The 17,548-nt window shown below is 71.1% G+C and carries 14 protein-coding genes; 6 read left to right on the forward strand and 8 right to left on the reverse strand.

What is annotated here, in order from left to right; genetic code table 11:
* Positions 1–14: 14 nt before the first annotated feature.
* From BHS09_RS06625 to BHS09_RS06655, 6 genes are all read left to right on the forward strand, one after another.
* On the forward strand, positions 15–1,103 hold the full coding sequence (locus BHS09_RS06625; protein WP_140788276.1) for a hemin-degrading factor: 1,089 nt from the start codon (positions 15–17) through the stop codon (positions 1,101–1,103).
* A complete protein-coding gene (locus BHS09_RS06630) occupies positions 1,100–1,999 on the forward strand; it encodes a heme/hemin ABC transporter substrate-binding protein (protein ID WP_140797476.1) in 900 nt (299 codons plus the stop codon). The genes BHS09_RS06625 and BHS09_RS06630 overlap by 4 nt, the downstream gene beginning before the upstream one ends.
* The gene (locus BHS09_RS06635; RefSeq protein WP_140788280.1) at positions 1,996–3,084 is read left to right on the forward strand and encodes a FecCD family ABC transporter permease; all 1,089 of its coding nucleotides are present in this window, start codon (positions 1,996–1,998) and stop codon (positions 3,082–3,084) included. The genes BHS09_RS06630 and BHS09_RS06635 overlap by 4 nt, the downstream gene beginning before the upstream one ends.
* Entirely contained in the window at positions 3,081–3,884 is an 804-nt protein-coding gene (locus BHS09_RS06640; protein ID WP_140788282.1) for a heme ABC transporter ATP-binding protein, read from the forward strand. The genes BHS09_RS06635 and BHS09_RS06640 overlap by 4 nt, the downstream gene beginning before the upstream one ends.
* Before the next feature lie 662 nt (positions 3,885–4,546).
* Complete coding sequence (locus tag BHS09_RS38525) at positions 4,547–5,077, forward strand: hypothetical protein (protein ID WP_161605129.1); 531 nt, start codon at positions 4,547–4,549, stop codon at positions 5,075–5,077.
* A 176-nt stretch (positions 5,078–5,253) separates the two neighbouring features.
* A complete protein-coding gene (locus tag BHS09_RS06655) occupies positions 5,254–6,102 on the forward strand; it encodes an EamA family transporter (protein WP_237080215.1) in 849 nt (282 codons plus the stop codon).
* 127 nt (positions 6,103–6,229) lie between these two features.
* Here the strand turns inward: BHS09_RS06655 and BHS09_RS06660 are convergent, their stop codons facing one another.
* The 8 genes from BHS09_RS06660 to BHS09_RS06695 are packed head-to-tail and all read right to left on the reverse strand — an operon-like array spanning position 6,230 to position 17,544.
* On the reverse strand, positions 6,230–8,149 hold the full coding sequence (locus tag BHS09_RS06660; protein WP_140797478.1) for a tetratricopeptide repeat protein: 1,920 nt from the start codon (positions 8,147–8,149) through the stop codon (positions 6,230–6,232).
* Complete coding sequence (locus BHS09_RS06665; RefSeq protein WP_140788290.1) at positions 8,149–8,784, reverse strand: hypothetical protein; 636 nt, start codon at positions 8,782–8,784, stop codon at positions 8,149–8,151. The genes BHS09_RS06660 and BHS09_RS06665 overlap by 1 nt, the downstream gene beginning before the upstream one ends.
* A complete protein-coding gene (locus BHS09_RS06670) occupies positions 8,781–9,290 on the reverse strand; it encodes a hypothetical protein (RefSeq protein WP_140788292.1) in 510 nt (169 codons plus the stop codon). The genes BHS09_RS06665 and BHS09_RS06670 overlap by 4 nt, the downstream gene beginning before the upstream one ends.
* A complete protein-coding gene (locus BHS09_RS06675; RefSeq protein WP_140788294.1) occupies positions 9,272–12,541 on the reverse strand; it encodes a tetratricopeptide repeat protein in 3,270 nt (1,089 codons plus the stop codon). The genes BHS09_RS06670 and BHS09_RS06675 overlap by 19 nt, the downstream gene beginning before the upstream one ends.
* Entirely contained in the window at positions 12,538–14,148 is a 1,611-nt protein-coding gene (locus tag BHS09_RS06680) for a hypothetical protein (protein WP_140788296.1), read from the reverse strand. Before BHS09_RS06680 ends, BHS09_RS06675 begins: the two co-directional genes overlap by 4 nt.
* On the reverse strand, positions 14,145–14,780 hold the full coding sequence (locus BHS09_RS06685; protein WP_140788298.1) for an outer membrane beta-barrel domain-containing protein: 636 nt from the start codon (positions 14,778–14,780) through the stop codon (positions 14,145–14,147). Before BHS09_RS06685 ends, BHS09_RS06680 begins: the two co-directional genes overlap by 4 nt.
* A 52-nt stretch (positions 14,781–14,832) precedes the next feature.
* Complete coding sequence (locus tag BHS09_RS06690; RefSeq protein WP_140797479.1) at positions 14,833–17,103, reverse strand: AgmX/PglI C-terminal domain-containing protein; 2,271 nt, start codon at positions 17,101–17,103, stop codon at positions 14,833–14,835.
* Between the two features lie 39 nt (positions 17,104–17,142).
* Entirely contained in the window at positions 17,143–17,544 is a 402-nt protein-coding gene (locus BHS09_RS06695) for a hypothetical protein (RefSeq protein ID WP_237078090.1), read from the reverse strand.
* Positions 17,545–17,548 lie beyond the last annotated feature (4 nt).

Genomic DNA, 17,548 nt, shown 5'->3' on the forward strand with positions numbered 1-17,548 from the left:
TCCAGGTGTCCAACATGAATCAGACCGCGAACTCTGATGTCGTCTCCGAGCCCACCCGTCTGCGCCAGCGCTGGCAGACCCTCCGCGAGGAGCAGCCTCGCACCCGTATCCGTGACGCCGCCGAGCAATTGGGTGTGAGTGAAGCGCAGTTGCTCGCCACGGGACTTGGCGAGAGCGTCGTCCGGCTGGACCTCCGGCTGGATGCGCTCCTGCCTCGTTTCGAGTCGCTGGGGCGGGTGATGTCGCTCACGCGCAACGCGCATGCCGTGCACGAGAAGCGTGGCACCTGGCGCAACATCGAGCTGCACGGCAAGCAGGGGCTGGTGCTGGACGAGGAGATCGACCTGCGCCTGTTCTTCACGCGCTGGAGCTTCGGCTTCGCCATCCGCGAGCCGCACGGCGATGGCATCCGCCGCAGCCTCCAGTTCTTCGACGCGTCGGGGACGGCCGTCCACAAAATCTACGTGGAGGAGGCCGGGCGCGAGGAGACGTTCGACACCCTGGTGAAGGAATTCACCCACGCGGACCAGTCGCCGGTGCTCAGCATCGTCCCGGCCACGCCCGCGGCGGCGCCCAAGCCCGACAGTGAGATTGACGCGGAGGGGCTGCGCTCCGGCTGGCGCGCGCTCCAGGACACGCATGAGTTCTTCATGTTGCTCAACCGCTTCAGCGTGGCGCGTACCCAGGCGCTCCGCCTGGCCGAGCCGGAGCTGACCACCCCGGTGGCGACGTCCTCGCTGACGTGGGTGCTGGAGAAGGCGGCCGCGACGGAGCTGCCCATCATGATTTTCGTGGGCAACCCTGGCTGCATCCAGATTCACACCGGCCCGGTGAAGAACGTAAAGCCGATGGGCCCGTGGATGAACGTGTTGGACGCGGGCTTCAACCTCCACGTCCGCGCGGACCACGTCCACTCGGCGTGGGTCGTGCGCAAGCCCACGCGGGACGGCGTCGTCACGTCCGTGGAGCTGTTCAACGAGGCGGGGGACAACATCGCGCTCATCTTCGGCAAGCGGAAGCCGGGGCAGCCCGAGTCGCCCGAGTGGCGGGTGCTGGCCGAGGAGCTGGCCAAGGCGCTGCCCGCGAGCGAGGTGGCGCGATGAGCCGCGCGTCCGGACTGTCACTGGTCTTCATGGCGGTGGCCTCGCTCGCGCACGCGGCGGCGCCCGCGAAGCCACAGGCCGCGGCGGCCGCGGCCAAGGCACCGGTCAACGCGGCGAAGCTGGTCACCGTCGGCCCCGCCATCACCGAAACCGTCTTCGCGCTGGGCGCGGGCGGGCAGGTGGTGGGCGTGGACGACACCAGCCTGGCGCTGGAGGTCGCCCGGAAGTCGCCGAAGGTGGGCTACCAGCGGGCGCTGTCGTCGGAGGCCATCGTCGCGCTGGGGACGTCGCAGTTGCTGGCGTCCGAGGAGGCGGGCCCCCCGGGCGTGCTCGAGCAGCTGAAGACCGTGGGCGTGGACGTGGTGGTGCTGCCGAACAAGCACACCGTCGACGCCACGCGCGAGCGCATCCGGACGCTCGCGCAGCGCCTGGGCAAGGCGGAGCAGGGTGTGGCCCTGGTCAAGCAACTGGACGCGGACCTGCGCAAGGCGCAGGAGCGCACGGCGGCGCGCAAGGACGCGAAGCCGCCGCGGGTCCTCGCGCTGTACGCGCGCGGGGCCAACGTCCTCATGGTGGCGGGCGCCGGGACGGCGGCGGGCGAGCTCGTCACGCTGTCGGGCGGCGTGAATGCCATCGCCGGTTATGCGGGCCACAAGCCGCTGACGGCGGAGGCGGTGGTCGAAGCGGCGCCGGACTTCATCCTCATGCCGGCCAGCTCCCTGGAGCCGGTGGGCGGTGAGGAGGGCCTGTCGCGCACGCCCGGCCTGTCGCAGGTGCGCGGCTGGCGCCTCATCACCGTGGACGACGTCCACTTCATGGGGCTGGGGCCCCACCTGGGCAAGGCCGTGAGCCGCTTGCAGGATGGGTACGCGGCCCCGGCTCGGGGCAGCAAATGAGTGCGTCGGGGATTGCGCCCGTCTCCGCCACCTACCGCACCCAGGAGCCCATCCAGCCAGCCGCCCCGCGTCCGTGGCTGCTGCTGACGGCGCTGCTGCTGGGCGTGGTGCTCCTGTCGCTCGCCGTGGGCGCGGTGCCGGTGCCTCTGCTGGCACTGGCGGGCAGTCTGTTGGACCTGGTGGGCCTGGATATCGGCCACAAGCTGGAGTCCGTGCAGCAGGCGGTGCTGCTGTCCATCCGCCTGCCGCGCGTGACGCTCGGCATCATGGTGGGCGCGGTGTTGGCCACCTGTGGTGCCGCGCTTCAGGCGTTGTTCCGCAATCCGTTGGTGGAGCCCGGCCTGCTGGGCACCTCCAGCGGCGCGGCGCTGGGGGCGGTGGCGGCCATCGTCATGGACGTGGCCCTCAGCGCCCACCTGGGCTCGCTGCGGATGCTCGCGGTGCCGGGCGCGGCCTTCCTGGGCGCGCTGGGCGCCACGTTGCTCGCGCATCGGCTGGGTGGGGGCGGCGGTCGCACGGAGACGGCGCGCATCCTCCTGGCGGGCGTTGCCGTCAGCGCGGGGGCGGGCGCGGGCATCGGTCTGCTCACGCAGATGGCCACCGACGCGCAGCTCCGCTCCATCACCTTCTGGACCTGGGGCAGCCTGGGCGGTGCGTCCTGGGACGTGGTGGGGGCAGCCACGCTGCCGTTGCTCATCGCCCTGGGCCTGCTGCTGCGTGAGGCGCGCACCCTCAACCTCCTGCTGCTGGGGGAGCGCGAGGCGTGGCACCTGGGCGTGGATGTCGAGCGCCTCAAGCGCCGGCTCATCCTCGCCGCGGCCCTGGGTGTGGGGGCGGCGGTGTCCGTCACCGGGGTCATCGCCTTCGTGGGCTTGCTGGTGCCCGCGCTGTTGCGGCTGGCGCTGGGGCCGGACCACCGGCGGCTGCTCAGTGCGTCCGCCTTGCTGGGGGCCTCGCTGCTGGTGGGCGCGGACCTGCTGGCTCGCACGGCGGCCATTCCCGCCGAGCTGCCCGTGGGCGCGCTCACGTCCGTGCTGGGCGTTCCCGTCTTCATCGGGCTGCTGTCACGCAAGGGGGCCGCATGAGTCTGGAGGTTCGTGGCATCGAGGTGTGGCGTGGCCGGGGGCGGACGCTGGGGCCCATGGACCTGGCCCTGCAGCCCGGCGAGGTGCTGGCCGTCGTGGGGCCCAACGGCGCGGGCAAGTCCACGCTGCTGTCCGCCATGTCGGGCGAGCTGCGGTGCTCGACGGGCGAGGTGCTCCTGGACGGCATTCCCTTGTCGCGTTGGAAGCCGCGGGAGCGGGCCGTGCGGCTGGGCGTGCTTCCCCAGGAGTCGTCGCTGGGCTTCGGCTTCACTGCGCTGGAGGTGGCGCTGCTGGGGCGGAGTCCGCATGCGAGCCGCGCTGAGGGCAGCGCGGACCTGGCGGCGGCGGTGGCGGCGCTCGATGCCACCGACACGCGGCACCTGGCTTCGCGCTCGTATCTCACGCTGTCTGGGGGTGAGCGGCAGCGTGTGCAGCTTTCGCGGGTGCTGGCTCAGCTCTCCGAGCCGCTGGCCTCCGGACACCGCTACCTGCTGCTGGATGAGCCGACGGCGAGCCTGGACCTGGCCCACCAGCACCTCGTGCTGGAGGCGGCGGCACGCTTCGCCCAGGAGGGTGGCGCGGTGCTGGCGGTGCTGCATGACCTCAATCTGGCCGCGCGGTATGCGCACCGGATGGCCGTGCTCGCCGAGGGCCGGGTGGTTGAACTGGGCGCACCGGCGCAGGTGCTCTCCCAGGAACTGGTGGCCCGCGTCTTCGGCCTGCGCGTGCAGGTCGTCGAATGGCCAGGCTCGCCCGGTCCGCTGGTCATCCCGGAGGGCCGCGCGCCGCTGCCTCCCTGAGCACGGACGGAGCCGTGCCCGCTGGATTCAGCTCCTCGCGGGAAAGGCCCTGGGCGCCCGGTGCCCCTCCACACCGCGCGTGATGGCCCAGGGCCTTTCCCGTGGGGGGCGCCGTTCCGCCACGCTGACGGCAGACGGGCAGGGGAGCCGTGGCCTGCCCGGTGCTCCCACGCCGCACGATGGGCGTGCTGTCGTGCCTCCTCACCCCGTCTCCGTTCGGCGGGCGCGGAGGCGCCACGCATTGCGTTTCGAAGCGGCGGTGGTGTGCCTGGGCATCCTCGTGCTGGCGTGCGGGCCCGAGCAGGACGGGCCGCCGTGTGATGCCGCCTGCGCGCCGGAGGACACGGTGTGCCGCGCCCGCGCGTGTGCCTCCGCTTTTCCGGACGAAGACCTGCGTGCCGCGGCGGATTGTGTCTCCATGCCGGAGGGGGGCCGGTGTCTGGGGACTCGCATCGTGGAGCGGTGCGTGGAGGGCGTGCTCATCCAGGAGGATTGCAGTGCCACCGAGGCCTGCGTGCTGGAGGGCGGAGCCCACTGCTCCGGGGGCGTGGCGTGCCTGGACGGTGGCTCGCGGTGCTCGGCGGACGGTGTGTGGCAGGCCTGCGTCCAGGGACAGTGGCGGACGCGCGAGTGCGCGGCGGGCTGCGTGGAGACGGAGGGACGTGGCTTCGGGGGTGGAGCGCATCCGCGGCAAGACTCGCAAGCGCCTCGCGCCGCCCGCTCCTGGGCATGCGCATACCACCGGTCCGGGAGCTGGGCTCACGGCGAGGCTTCCCTCGCCCCTGCGCGTGGGCTGGACGGTGGTGGCGTCCTCGTCTGGGCATGTGCGGCTTGTTGCCGAAGTGGAGCGGCGCGCGGGCTTCGAGGTACCCGTTGAGGTGCTGCTCTCGCTTCCAGCCGGCGCCACGCTGACGGAGGGCGCCGTCACCTTCACCGTTCCCGCTGGAGTGGGGGAGGGCGTGCTCTCCGTGACGTACGGCGTGGCCTTCGAGACGGGCACGCCGCCCACGGAAGACCTCGTGCTGGTGGCGCATGCGGTGGGCGCGTCCTTGGGCGTGCACGCGGAGGCGCGCCATCGATTCGGTCGGGCGCTCGTGATGGATCGCCAGCCTGTGCCCACGGGACCTGAATTGCCCGCCGTGTTCATGACGGGGGACGGCACGCCTTCTGGCACCACGGACGAGGAGCCCTGACAGCAAGGGGGGCTGGTTCGAGGCTGGCAGGTCGCTGTTCGGAAATGTCGGGGGGGTGTCCGCTCAAAAGTCCCGACATTTCCGAACAGCGAGCTCGCGAACGGCCTCCAAGGGGGCGCTGCGACGGCGCGGCGATTGGAGTAGTCACGGGCGTAGGTCGTCGTCGAGGAGCCGCATTGGAGACTGCTGCGCTGGTGCTGGTGTTGTCGTCCGCGTTCCTGCACGCGGCTTGGAACGCGCTGCTCAAGCGTCATCCCAATCCGGAAGTGGGCGTGGTGAGCGTCATCTCCGTGGTCATCCTGGCCAGTGGCATCTGGGCGCTGGGGATGCGTGGCCCCGCGTTCTCCAGCACGGAGGGGCTCGTTTGGGCGCTGTGGGCGGGCGTGTGTGAGAGCGTTTACCTCGCGGGGCTCGCGCGGTCGCTGCGTCAGGCGCCACTCGGGCTCGCGTACACGGTGTCGCGTGGTGGCGCGATGCTGCTCGTCTGGCCCGTGTCCGTGGTGTGGCTGGGGGAGGCGGTGTCCCCGTGGACGGTGTCGGGCGTGGCGATGCTCTGCGTTGGGCTGGCGGTGATGAACCTGTCCCGTCCCTCGGGGTCCACGGGGACGGGCGTGGCGTGGGCGGCCCTGTCGGCGGTGGGAATCGCGGGCTACCACTTGAGCTACAAGATGGCGCTGGGGACGGGCGCGCAGCCTCCTGCGTTGTTCGCCACCGGCCTGCTCGTCGCGCTGCCCGTGCTCATCCTGGAGCGGGGCCGCCAGCAGGGGTGGGCGGCCTTCCGCCGGGAGGCTTTGCTCGCACCGGGGCTTGTCTTGACGGCGGGGCTCATCTCCGCGCTGTCGTTCGGCCTGTTGCTGACGGCGCTGGCGGGGGGCGGGGCAGGAGCGGTGCTGACGCTTCGAAACACCTCCATCGCCTTCGCGCTGGTGCTCGCGGCGCTCCAGGGTGAGCGCCTGGGCCGACGGCAACTGTCGGGCGCCGCGCTCGTCGCCGTGGGCGCGTTGTTGCTCGGCGTGCCAGCGTAGGCGGCGGGTTCACCGCGGGACTGCACGGGCGCGATGCCCATACGCTCGCCCGCACACTCCGCTGGAGCCCGCGCTCGGTCAGTTCATTTCGCGCGCGAGCATCGCGGTGAGACGTCTCGCGAGCGGACTACGGCGTGGGTGCGGACGCCGTCAGCCGCTTCAGTGCGTCCTTCGCATCCGAGTGGTCCGGCTGCAACTGCACGGCCATCTTGTAGGCGTCCCTTGCCTCATCGAGGCGCTTCGTCGCCTCCAGCAACTGCCCGAGTGCGTTGTGTGGCTCGGCGAAGTTCGGGTCCGCCTGCACGGCGTTGCGGAAGGACTTCTCCGCGCCCTTCGTGTTGCCCTGCTTGTACAGCGTGTGGCCCATGTACAGCAGGCCCAGCGAGTGGCGCGGGTCCACCGACAGCACGGACGTCAGCACCTTCTTCGCCTTCGCGCCGTCGCCGCCACGCAGGTAGATGAAGCCCAGCTCCGCGCGAGCCTCCAACTGCGCCGGGTCCTTCGCCACCACCGCCTCGAGCTCCGACACGGCCAGTTCCGGCCGCCCACGCCGCGAGTGGACGATGCCCAGCCGCGCCAGCGCCGCGGTGTCGGCCTCTTCGCCGTCCTTGGGCTTGAGCAGCCCCTCCGCCGCCACATAGTCGCCCATGGCCAGCAGCAGGTCCGCGAGCGCCAGCTTCGCGGCGCGATTGGCGGGGTCCTCGTCCAGGAGGGCCTTGTAGAGCGGCTGTGCCTTCGCGCCCACCCGCTTCTGCGCGTACACATCCGCGAGCGCCAGCCGGTTCTCCGGCGTGGGGGAGAGCTTCACACCCGCTTCGTACTCGGCGATGGCGCCATCCAAGTCACCCTTGGCGCGCAGGGCCTCGCCATAGGCGGCGCGGGCGCTCGCATCCTTCGGGAATGCGTCCACGGCCGTCTTCAGGGTGGCCACCGCTTCGTCCGCCTTGCCCAGGCTGAGCCACGCGCGAGCAAGTCCCTGGTACGCCTCCGTCGTCTTCTTCCCGTCCTCGGCGCTCTTCTCGATGGCCTTCTTGAAGGCCTCCACGGCCTGCTTCTTCTTGCCCTGCGTCAGGTACAGGTGGCCCAGTTGCGTGTACGGCCCGCTGGACCGCTGCGGCTCCAGCACCACGGCCTTTTCGAAGGACTTCAGGGCCCGGACGTTGTCACCGAGCTGGTAGTACGCCAGCCCCAGGTTGAAGTGCGCCTCGGCGAACTTCGGGTCCGCGGCGATGGCCTTGAGGAAGGCGTCGGTGGCCTTGCGCGGGTCGCCCTTCTCGTTGAACGCCACGCCCATGTTGTTGTGCGCGCTGGCGTGCTTGGGGTCGGCGGCGAGCGTGCGCTGGTACTCGGCGATGGCGCCGTCCAGGTCGTTCTCCCGCATGAGGAGCACGCCGAGGTTGTAGTGCGCCTCGGTGTCACCCAGCTTCTGCCGGGTGGCCTCGCGCAGCGTCTCCTTGGCCTCGCCGTTGAGGCCCTTCTCCGCCAGGGCCTTGCCCAGATTCACGCGGGCCACGTTGAGCTTCGCGTCCAGCTTCAGCGCCTCACGGTAGGCCTCGATGGCGTCGTCCGTGCGGCTGGCGCGCTGCAGGGCCTCGCCCAGGTTGAAGCGCAGCTCCGCGTCCTGGGGGGCCAGCTCCACCGCCACCGCGTACTGGCTGATGGCCACGTCGCGCTCGTCCAGTACGCGCGCCAGCAGGCCGCGCTCGGCCCGGAGGGTGGACTCCTCGGGGAAGGCGGCGATGGCCGTGTCCAGCACCGTGCGCGCCTGCTCCGGCTCACCGGACAGCCGCAGCGCGCGGGCCAGGGCCAGCTTCGGCGGAATGAGGTCCGGCTCCTGGGCCACCAGCTTCTTCAGGGGCGCCACGGCCTTCTTCGGCGTGTTGAGCGCGAGGAAGGCGGTGCCCAGGCGGTACAGGGCGTCCGCGTCGTCGGGGGACTCGGCCAACCGCGCGCTCTCCACGGCGGCGGTGCGCTCGAGCGTGGCCGTGTCGGGCTCGGCGGCCTGCGCGGTGAGGAGCTGGAGCACCAGGAAGCTGGCAGTCTTCATTATAGGTTCTCCACGTAGGGACTCGCGCGCGCGTCGAAGGTCTTCTTCGCGAGCGCCGCCTTCTTCGCCTCCCACGCCTCCCGCGCCGTCTTCTCTTCCTTCTCGTCTCCAGCGAGCTCGGCGCGTTCTTCCTTCACCTCCGCCTTGCACTCGGAGACCTGCTCCTCGAATTCCTTCTGGTCCAGCCGCTCGCTGCCCTCGACCTTCGCCTTTCGGGCGGCCTGCAGGCGGGCCAGCTCGAACTCGGCGAAGGCGCAGCGCAGCGCCAGCCGCTCCACGTCCCGCAGGCCCACGCTGAGCCGCTGCCGGGCGCGCAGGTACTCCACGCGGGCCTCGGCCTCGGCGATGGCCAGCTTCGCCACCTCGCGGGACACCTCGTCCGACGCGCGGTCCACTTCATCCTCCGCGGCTTCCTTGCGGGAGCGGGCGCGGCGGATGTTGTCGCGGGCGCGGCCAATCTCGTTGTCGGCCTCGTCCACCTTGTCGATGGCGAGCGCGAGGTTGTTCTCCGCCTCCAGCAGCTCGATGCGCGCCTCGTACGGGAGCTTCTTCTCCAGCGAGTCGGGCACGCGCATGTTGTAGCTGGCGCCGCACGCGGAGAGCAGGGGGAGGGTGAGCAGGACAAAGCGCTTCATGGAACCGTCGCCTCGAAGCTTCCGAAGATGGTGCGCCCGGAATAGGTGTGGGTGCCGTTGACGAACGTGACGTGGAACTCGCCGGAGATGCGCTGGCCCTGCTGACTGGGAAGGGCCTTCACCTTCAGCCCACCCACCCGCAGCTCCGGGAAGGTCCGCGCCGGCTCATCCAGCACGTTGCGGCCAATGGCGCCGCGCTGGGCACCGTTGGCCAGGACTTCCGCCAGGTTGACGTCCAGCGAGCCGGTGTAGCCCTCCGGGAGCATGTCCTGCACCCGGGCGCTGACCTTCAGCACCGTGTTGGTGCCCGTGCCCTGCTGGGTGACGAAGTTCACCGCCAGCTCACCTTCGGCCAGCTGCGCCTCCGCGCGGTCGTAGCGCAGGTCGAGCAGCGACGTCACGCTGCCCTCCAGCCGCCCGCCCTCGTCGCCACAGGCGCAGAGGGCGGCGGTGAGCAGGACGCCGAGCCACGATGCACGCGCGGGCCTCACTTGCATGCCTTCCACCCGCCATCCACGTCGTTGCCGCCCAGCGAGGCCACGTCCTTGAGCACGGCCAGCTCGCGGCGGGCGCCGTCGACGTCACCGAAGCGGCAGCGCAGCGCGGCCAGGTTGAGGCGCGCCTTGCCGAAGGTGGGGTCGGAGTCCATGGCGCGGCCGTATGCCTCGCGCGCGCCCATGGCGTCACCCATGTGGAGCAGCGCCAGACCCAGCGCGGAGTGCGCCGAGGCCCGCGTGTCCTGCAGCTCCGTGACGCGGCCCAGGGTGAGCTGCGCCATGCCGTACTGGCGCGCGTCCAGGTAGGCCAGACCCAGCGCCTCCAGCGCCTCCGCGTTGAGCGTGCGCTCGGCCTTCTTGCGCAGCTCCTCCAGGGACGCCGGCTGCGTGGGCGTGCCCGGCTGCGGCACCGGCAGCGCCGCCGTCTCCGTGCGAGCGCGGCAGCCCACCACCGCGGCGCTGAAGACCTCCAGGGACTCGGCGCGGGACAAGCAGGCCTTGAACGCTTCGTCGGAGCGCGCCTTCAGCGGCGTCACCTGCTCCTTCACCGCGGCCCGGAACTGCTGCGCCTCCGCGGCGGACAGGCCGGCGGGAACGGCCGTGCCTTCCACCACGTCCGCGATGTGGCCGTACGCGAGCGCCAGCTTCCACAGCGAGGCCACCGCCCACTCGGCGTAGCCCAGCGACGCGGCCTGCGTGTAGATGCCCTCCATGCTCTGGAGCGCGGCGACCTTCTCCTCCACCTGGTCCGCGGGGAGGTCCCTGTAGCCACGGTAGAGGATTTCGCCCAGGTACCACAGGCCCTTCGCCGCCTCCTCGGTGCCGCCGTTGGGGCCCTGCACCGCGGTGGTGAGGGTGGCGATGAGCGCGTCGGCGGGCGCGGTGGGCGCCGTGGTGGCCTGCACCTCGGCCAGCACCGCCGCGGCGGCGGCGCTGTGGCGGTCCATCTTCAGCGCGGTCTCGGCCGCCGTCTTCGCGCGGGCGTAGTCCTTCTGCTTCAGCCGCGTCTCCGCCAGCATCACCAGGACTTCCGCCTTGCGCGCGCCGGCGATGTCGGCGGCGGCCTCCAGGTCACGCGCCGCCTCCTTGTGCTCGCCCAGCGCCATGCGCAGCCGCGCGCCGGCCAGCCAGCCGTCCACGGCGGCGAAGTCGCCACCCAGCTTCTGGCCCACCTGTTCGAACCAGCCCGCCGCCTCGCCGAACGCCGCGGCCTCCGCCGCGTGCCGGCCCAGCGTCAGCAGTACGTCCGACAGGTACTGGCTCTTCGGGTAGTCCTGCACCAGCTTCGTGCCCAGCTCGCGCTGGGCCTGCATGTCACGCTTCTCGCGCGCCGCGGTGAACGCGCCGTAGAGCGCCTTCTCGCCGATGTCGGAGTTCTTGTTCTCGTCGGCGACCTTCACCAGACCCTGGATGACGTCGCCCGTCTCCTGGGCGCTCTGCAGGGCCAGCTCATCCAGCGCCTCGGCGCGGCTCTGGGTGAGAATCTTCTGCACGTCCGCGCGGAAGCTGGCCGGCAGCGGCGCGCCCAGCAGCTTCTTGCCCGTCTCATCCAGGCCCTTGAAGTCGTTGAGCTGCCGCAGGCTGTCCAGCGCCAGGTTGCCCGCGATGGGGGCTTCCTTGTGCTGCGGGTGGCTCAGCGCGAAGGCGGTGAACAGCTCCGCGGCCTTCGGGTACTCGCCGTCCTCGTAGTAGGCGCGGGCGATGTTGAACTTCACCACCAGGGCATTCTCACTGCGGGGGTAGCGCGACACGAAGTCGGCGCCCAGCAGCTTCATGGCCTGACGCGCGTCCGCCACCTCGAAGGCGTTGCGCGTCTGCGCCTCCTCCGGCTTGAGCGTGGAGAAGTGCGCCAGCAGCGCGGCGTTGAGGGCTTCCTCCTCACCCTTCGCGTCCTTGGCCTTCACATGGTAGCGGGCCAGTTCCTCGAACTGGCGCGCGGCCTCGGGGTACGCGTTGGCGGAGTACAGCGCGTCCGCGCGGTTCTTCATCATCGTGCGCACGTGCTGCTCGGGCCGGAAGAGGCCCAAGTAGGCCTGATAGGCCTCCGCCGCGCTCACGTAGAGCGCCTTGTCGTTCTTCTTCTGCGCCTCCACGTGGAGGAGGGTGGAGAGGTCGCGCGCCATCTCCTCCAACTCCACCAGGTGCTTCTTGCGCTCGGCCTCCGCCAGCTCGGGGTCCGTCTTGCTCTGCACCGCGGCGCGCACGAGGATTCTCAGGTCCTCGGCGTCCGGCAGCACCTTGCCCTTGGAGGCCTTGATGGCGTCGTAGAGCTTCTGGCCGCGCTCCAGGTCCAGCTCCGGGTCGTGCTGAATCTCCATCAGCTTGCGCAGCGCGGGGATGGCCCACTCGTACTGCTGCTTGATGAAGTAGCGGTTGCCCAGCTTGTCCAGCGCGAGCGCGTAGGTGGCGCGGCTGTCGCTGAGCTTCTCGAAGTAGTTGAGCGCGCCCTTGGGCGGCTTGGCCTCGGTGTAGCTGTAGACGAGGTCCAGCAGGGCCTCGCGCTTGACGTTGAGCGCCTTCTTCACGTCCACGCCGGGCAGCGGCGCGCTGGCGGCCGCGGCCTCGAAGAAGGTGACGGCCTCCGCGTGCTTGGCCTGATTCACGCGAATCCAGCCCATCTTGTAGCGGGCCAGGTCGTGCACCGGTGAGGGCGGGGCCTCCAGGATGGCCTGGTAGTGCTTCTCCGCCTCACCCAGGTCGGCCTTGTCGAAGAAGTGGTCGCCCAGAATCTGCTCCGCCTCCAGGCGCAGCGGACTGCCGGGGAACTTGCGCGTCAGGTCGCCGAGCGTCTTGAGCATCTCGTCGAACTGGCCCAGCTCGCGCTGCTCGTGCGCCAGGTAGAACGTCACCTGGTCGCCGTCCTTGAAGTCCGGGTACTCGCGCAGCAGCCGGTAGTACATCTGCACGGCCTTCTGCTTCAGCAGCCGCGTCTCCGGGGACACGATGGCGCCGCTCGCCCCCTCCGGCCGGGACTCGGCCTGGAGGTAGTACACGTAGCGGCTCTTCTCCACGTAGAGCTCGGCCAGCCGGAATTGGAGGTCCGGCAGGTAGGGCGCGTTGCGGCTCTTGGAGATGAGGCGCTCCGTCTCGCCGATGGCGCGGTCCACCTTGAAGATGTCGCGCTTGAGCTTGGCGATGAGCTCGTCGCGCTCCTTGGCCTTGGAGACAATCGGGTTGATGCCCGGGCCGGGACGTCCAGCGCCACCCGGGGCGGCCGCGAGCATCGCGGCGGCAATCAGGCCCGTCAGGTGGCCGGTCATGGCGTCTCCTCGATGCAGCGGCTGTCGATGCGGACCCGGTAGGAGCGCAGCTCGTCGTTCCAGTACTCGCCGTCGAAACGGTAGGCCGTTTGCGTGGGCGACAGAATCTGCTCGTCCTCCGGCGCGACTATCCGCGCGCCCTTCTTCACGCGCTCGTACAGCTTCAGGCCCACTTCGTACTCCATCAGGCGCACCTGCTCGGCGGCGCGCAGCAGCGTGTCCGCTTCCTGGCGGACGGCCTCGGCCAGCCGCGCGTCATGGACGCGGACCGCCTCGGCGCGGGACAAGTCATAGAGCTTCGTCAGGTGCGAGAAGAGCCGGTCGCCGAAGCTGCCGGCGTAGCGGCCCAGCCGCTCGCCCTCCAGCTCCAACGTCTCCAGGAAGCGCGCGGCGCGCTGGGTGCTTCCGTGGGCGTTGGCGGCGCGGCGCAGGCGCACGTCCTGGGTGAGGTCCTCGCGGCTGCGCACCGCCTCCAGCGAGTCCGCGAAGCGCCGCGTCAGCTCCTTGGCGGCGCGCTTGGCCGGCAGGTAGTGGCACAAGTCACGGTAGATGAGCGCGCGCAGCAGGTACTTGTCCGGCAGGAACTCGTCGCGGAAGGACGGCGCGTCCAGCGTGGTGAGGATGCCCAGCGACGCGCGCAGCTCGCCCAGCTTGTAGCGGGTCCACGCCTCCTCCAGGTAGAGGCTGGCGCGGCCCGGGTCCAGCTCAGGCAGCTTCACGCGGTCATACGCCTCCAGCGCGCCCTGGAAGTCCTTGCGCTCGTAGCGCAGGCGCGCCACCGCCAGCGCCGCCTCGTTGCGGGCCTCGCGGGTGAGCTTCTCGTCCTCGGACAGCGCCAGGAAGTCGGAGATGATTTCGTCCGACGGCTCCTTCACCTGCTTCAGGCGGGTGACGAGCAGCGCGAACTTCGCGCGGCTGGCCTCGGCGCTCGTCTCCGACAGCTTGGCGAAGTGGGTGTTGGCCCAGCGCTCGTTGCCCACGCGCAGGTCCACCAGGCCCTGCTGGTAGTGCGCATAGGCGCCCGTGTCTTCCGGGAGGAAGCCCAGGTCCAGCGCGCCGAACACCTGCTCGTCAATCATCACCTCGTCGTGCGGCCGATCCGTCAGCGCCTTGAGCGTGTCCAGGGCGCGGGGCAGCACGTTGGGGTTGGAGCGCTCGCGCGCGATGCGGGCCAGGTACGAGGCCCCCGCGTGCGTCAGCCCCAGGTCGATGAGGCTGCGCGCGAGGAAGTACTGGCCCCAGGCGTAGTTCTCGTCCGTCTTGGGCGCGGCCTGAAGCCAGGCGTGGAGCGGACCGGCGGCGTCGCGCGGCTTGCCGTCGAAGTAGTCCTTGAGCGCCTTGTCGAAGACGGCCGGGTCCACCTTCTGCGGCGCGGGCGGCGGGGCTTCCGCGGCCGCCGCGGGGGCGTTCGCGGCGGGCTTGGCGGCGTCGGGCGCATCGGCCTTGGCGTCGGCGGGGGCCGGAGCCTTTCCTCCCGCCGGAGGCGTGCCCTGCGCGGGAGCGGGGGACGTGGGCTGCGCGGCGGCCGGAGACTGCGCGGCGGCGGGCGCTGGAGACACGAGGAGCGCGGCGCTGGTGAGCGCGGCGATGAGCGAGCGGGAGGTCATTCCGTGGCGCCGAAGTTGAACGCGGTTCCGAACTGGATGAGAGGCACCTGGATGACGCGCGTGGCGCCCGTGAAGACGGTGTTGTTCGTCACGTCCAGGCGCAGCGACAGCGTCTTGCCGGTGAAGAGGCGCAGGCCGAGCCCCACGTTGACGGCGGGCCGGAAGCCGCCGTCGCGGTCGAGCTTCACCACCGTGCCGCCGCCCAGCAGGAAGGCCTCGATGTGCAGCACCGACTCATTGAGGAAGGCCATCTTCCCGTAGAGCGGGCTCCAGATGAGGTCCGAGCCCACCATCCACTGGACCTGGTCCTGGAAGGCCGCGGCGTTGGGGGACGTGTTGAAGTCGCGCTCGAGCTGGCGGCGCAGGCTCGTCTGGAGGTTGTAGCTGTACGTGCCGCGCCCGACCTGCCACGCGAAGGTGTCAGTGAAGTGGTACGTGTACCCGACGGTGCCCACCAGGCCCTTGTAGTAGGCGTTGGCCGGCAGCACGCCGACGCCGAGCAGCAGCTCGTGGTGCATCCGGAATCGCCGCTCCTGGATGGCGGACACTGCGCCGGGATTCTCCAGCGCCTCGGCCTGCGCGCGGACGAGTCCGGGCGTCAGCAGCAAGAGGATGAGCAGGGCGTATCGCACGGTGGGGGCTTCCTGGGGGAGGACGGGAACGGACGCGCGGACTGAGGCCACGTCAGTAGCCGACCGAGTTGAAGAGGAACGGGTAGGTGATGATGACGACGCCACCCTTGGGGGAGGGGAACGTCCACGACTTCAGCTTGGAGAGGATGCAGGACTCGACGGAGGCATTGCGCAACGTGGAGGACTTCGTCTTGGCGGCCACCACGCGGCCGTTCGTGCCGATGGTCCACTCCAGCACCACCTTGCCCGCAAGACCCGGGTCCTTGAGCAGCGCGCGCTCATAGCAACCGTGCACCTCGTGCAGGTTGCTGTTGATGACGCGCGCCACCGCCTCTCGGTCCACCGTGCCCTGCGTGGAGGCGATGCTGCGGGCCGTGGCGCGGGTGACGGTGCCGCCCACCTTGCCCTTGCCCACGCCGCCCGCGCCCAGCGCGCCGATGCCGCCGCCGCCCTTGCCGCGCAAGAGCTCCGCGCCCAGCGTGGCGCCGCCGCCCTTGCCGCCGCCGCCCAACCCGAAGGTGCCCAGGCCGGCGTTGGCGATGGGCGCCTTCCCGATGAGGCCGGACAGCTTGTAGTTGGAGTTCTTCACGTTCTTGCTGCCGGGGCCACTGCCGAGCTTGTCCACGGCGGCGAGCAAATCGTTGGTGGCGGGCCCCGCGGCGGACAGCTTGGCCAGCGCCTTGAGCGCCTTGTTCTGCGGCGGCGCGGCGGCGGCCACCGCCTGCTCGGGCTGCTTCGGTGGCGGCGGCGTCTTTTCCACCGGCTTGGGCGGCGCCTTCTCCGCCACCTTCTCCTTGGTGGGCTTCTTCGCCTGCTCCTTGATGGCCTCCAGCTTCTTCTTGGCCTCTTCCTTCTTCTTCGGCTCGGGCGCGATGAGACGCAGCGCCACGGGCGGCAGGCTCTTCTGCTGGAAGTCCGCCACCTCTTGCCGGTGCGGCTTCATGACCAGGAACGCTGCCATGGCGGAGGCGAAGAGGCCCAGGCACGTCAGCGTCAGCCAGGGCAGGCCCTTGAGCGGGTTGACGAAGACGCGCGCGGGCTTGGGCGCGGCGTAGGCCACCAGGGACATCTGCCCCTGCGTCAGGCGCGCGGCGGTGCCCTCGCGCAGCGTGAGGAAGCGGCGGCTGCCGTCGGACTCCAGGGCCGCGCCGGTGACAGGGGTGAAGCGGCCGTCACCGCTGCTCTTCTCCACGTCGGTGCCCGGCGGCACGAAGAGGCGGAAGGCGTTGTTGAGCGGCTCGGCCAGCGTGAAGGGCGCGCCCTCCGGCAGCGTGAAGCCCCACAGGGGCATGGCCCCCTCGAGGTCCAGCGAGGCCTGCACCGGCTTCTTCTTGTCCGGCGCGAAGCGGCGCGCGTCGCGGCGGACGGCGCCCCAGTACAGCTCCAGGTAGAGCTGCGCGGTGCCCTTGCCGGGCGCGATGCGCGGCGCATGCGTGGGCCGCGTCAGCGTGCGCTGCTCCTCCAGCAGCGGCCCCGTGGGCTCCGGGAGCGGGTCGAGGGCGAGGTCCGCCATCAGCTCGTCCGCGAACTGCATGCCCGGGTTGGCCACGGGGGCCGGCTCTGGCGCGGCCCTGCGGCGGACCGAGGGCACCGTGCTCGCCGGTACGCCCACGGGAGCCTGCTGCGCTCCAGGCACGGGGATGAGGGCGGGCTGTGCCTGCGGGAGGCCATGTGCGTGGTCGCCAGCGGCGCGGACGGAGGCCTGCTGCGCCACGGGGGGAACCACGGCCACCGCGGGCACGGGTTGCGCCGGCGTGGGGAAGGCCACCTGCGTCGCCACGTGGACGGGAGGAACCGCGGCCACCTGCTGTGGCACGCGCGCAGCGGGCATGGTGGCGGACAGCGGCGGGACGCCCGTGGCCGGACGGAGCTGCCGCGCGGGCGCGGCGGAGGGCGGAGGGGCCGCGGGCGCGGCGGCCTGCGGCGGCGGCGCGGCGAACGGCGTGGGCGCCTGGGCCGCGCCGAGCAGCGCGGCGACCTCGGGCGGCGGCTGCGGCTTGGCCTCTTGCGGCTTCTGCGACAGCACGCGCGTCTTCAGGATGAAGGGGCCACAGAGGACCTCATCCACCGGCCGGATTTCACAAGCGGAGACGCGGTGGCCGTTGACGAAGAGCCCCGTGCTGGAGCCCGCGTCCTGCACCGCCGCGCGGCCGTTCTGGAAGTAGAGCAGGGCGTGCCGCGGCTCCACGGACGGGTCATCCAGGCGCAGGTCGGAGGATGGATCCGAGCCGAGCGCATAGGTGCCCGGGACGAACACCTCGGTGCCCACGAGGAGACCGTCGCGGAGGATGACGACTTGCAGGACGCTGGGCTGGCCGCTCAACGGTGACGCTCCATTCAAGGGCTGGGGGGCGGTGCTGCCCTAGGGGTCGTACACCGTGGAGAGCGTTTCGGAGCGGAAGCTCTCCCGCTCGCGGATCATCGACCGCGTCTTCAGTTCCTTGCGGTCATAGAGGTACACGGCTCCGGACTTGTTCGTCTGTCCCTGGATGAGCCGGTCATCGAAGTCGATGCGCGCCGGGCCTCGCTGCGGCAGCGCGCTGGAGGCGCCCGTGGCCGCATCGCCCGTCACGGGGTCCACTACGGCGGAGCCCTTGGTCTCGATTTTCGGCGGCGTCTTGGAGGCCGCCTTCTTGGCGGGCTTGGACTTCGCCTGGCGCGAGGTACGGCCACGGTTCTGGGCCCAGGCTTCGGCCGGAGCCGCCAGCGTACCGACGCCGAGGAGCTGGGCGACAGCCATGCAGAGGAGGAAGCGTCGCATCATCAAC

Source organism: Myxococcus xanthus, from assembly GCF_006402735.1.
Lineage (GTDB): Bacteria > Myxococcota > Myxococcia > Myxococcales > Myxococcaceae > Myxococcus > Myxococcus xanthus_A.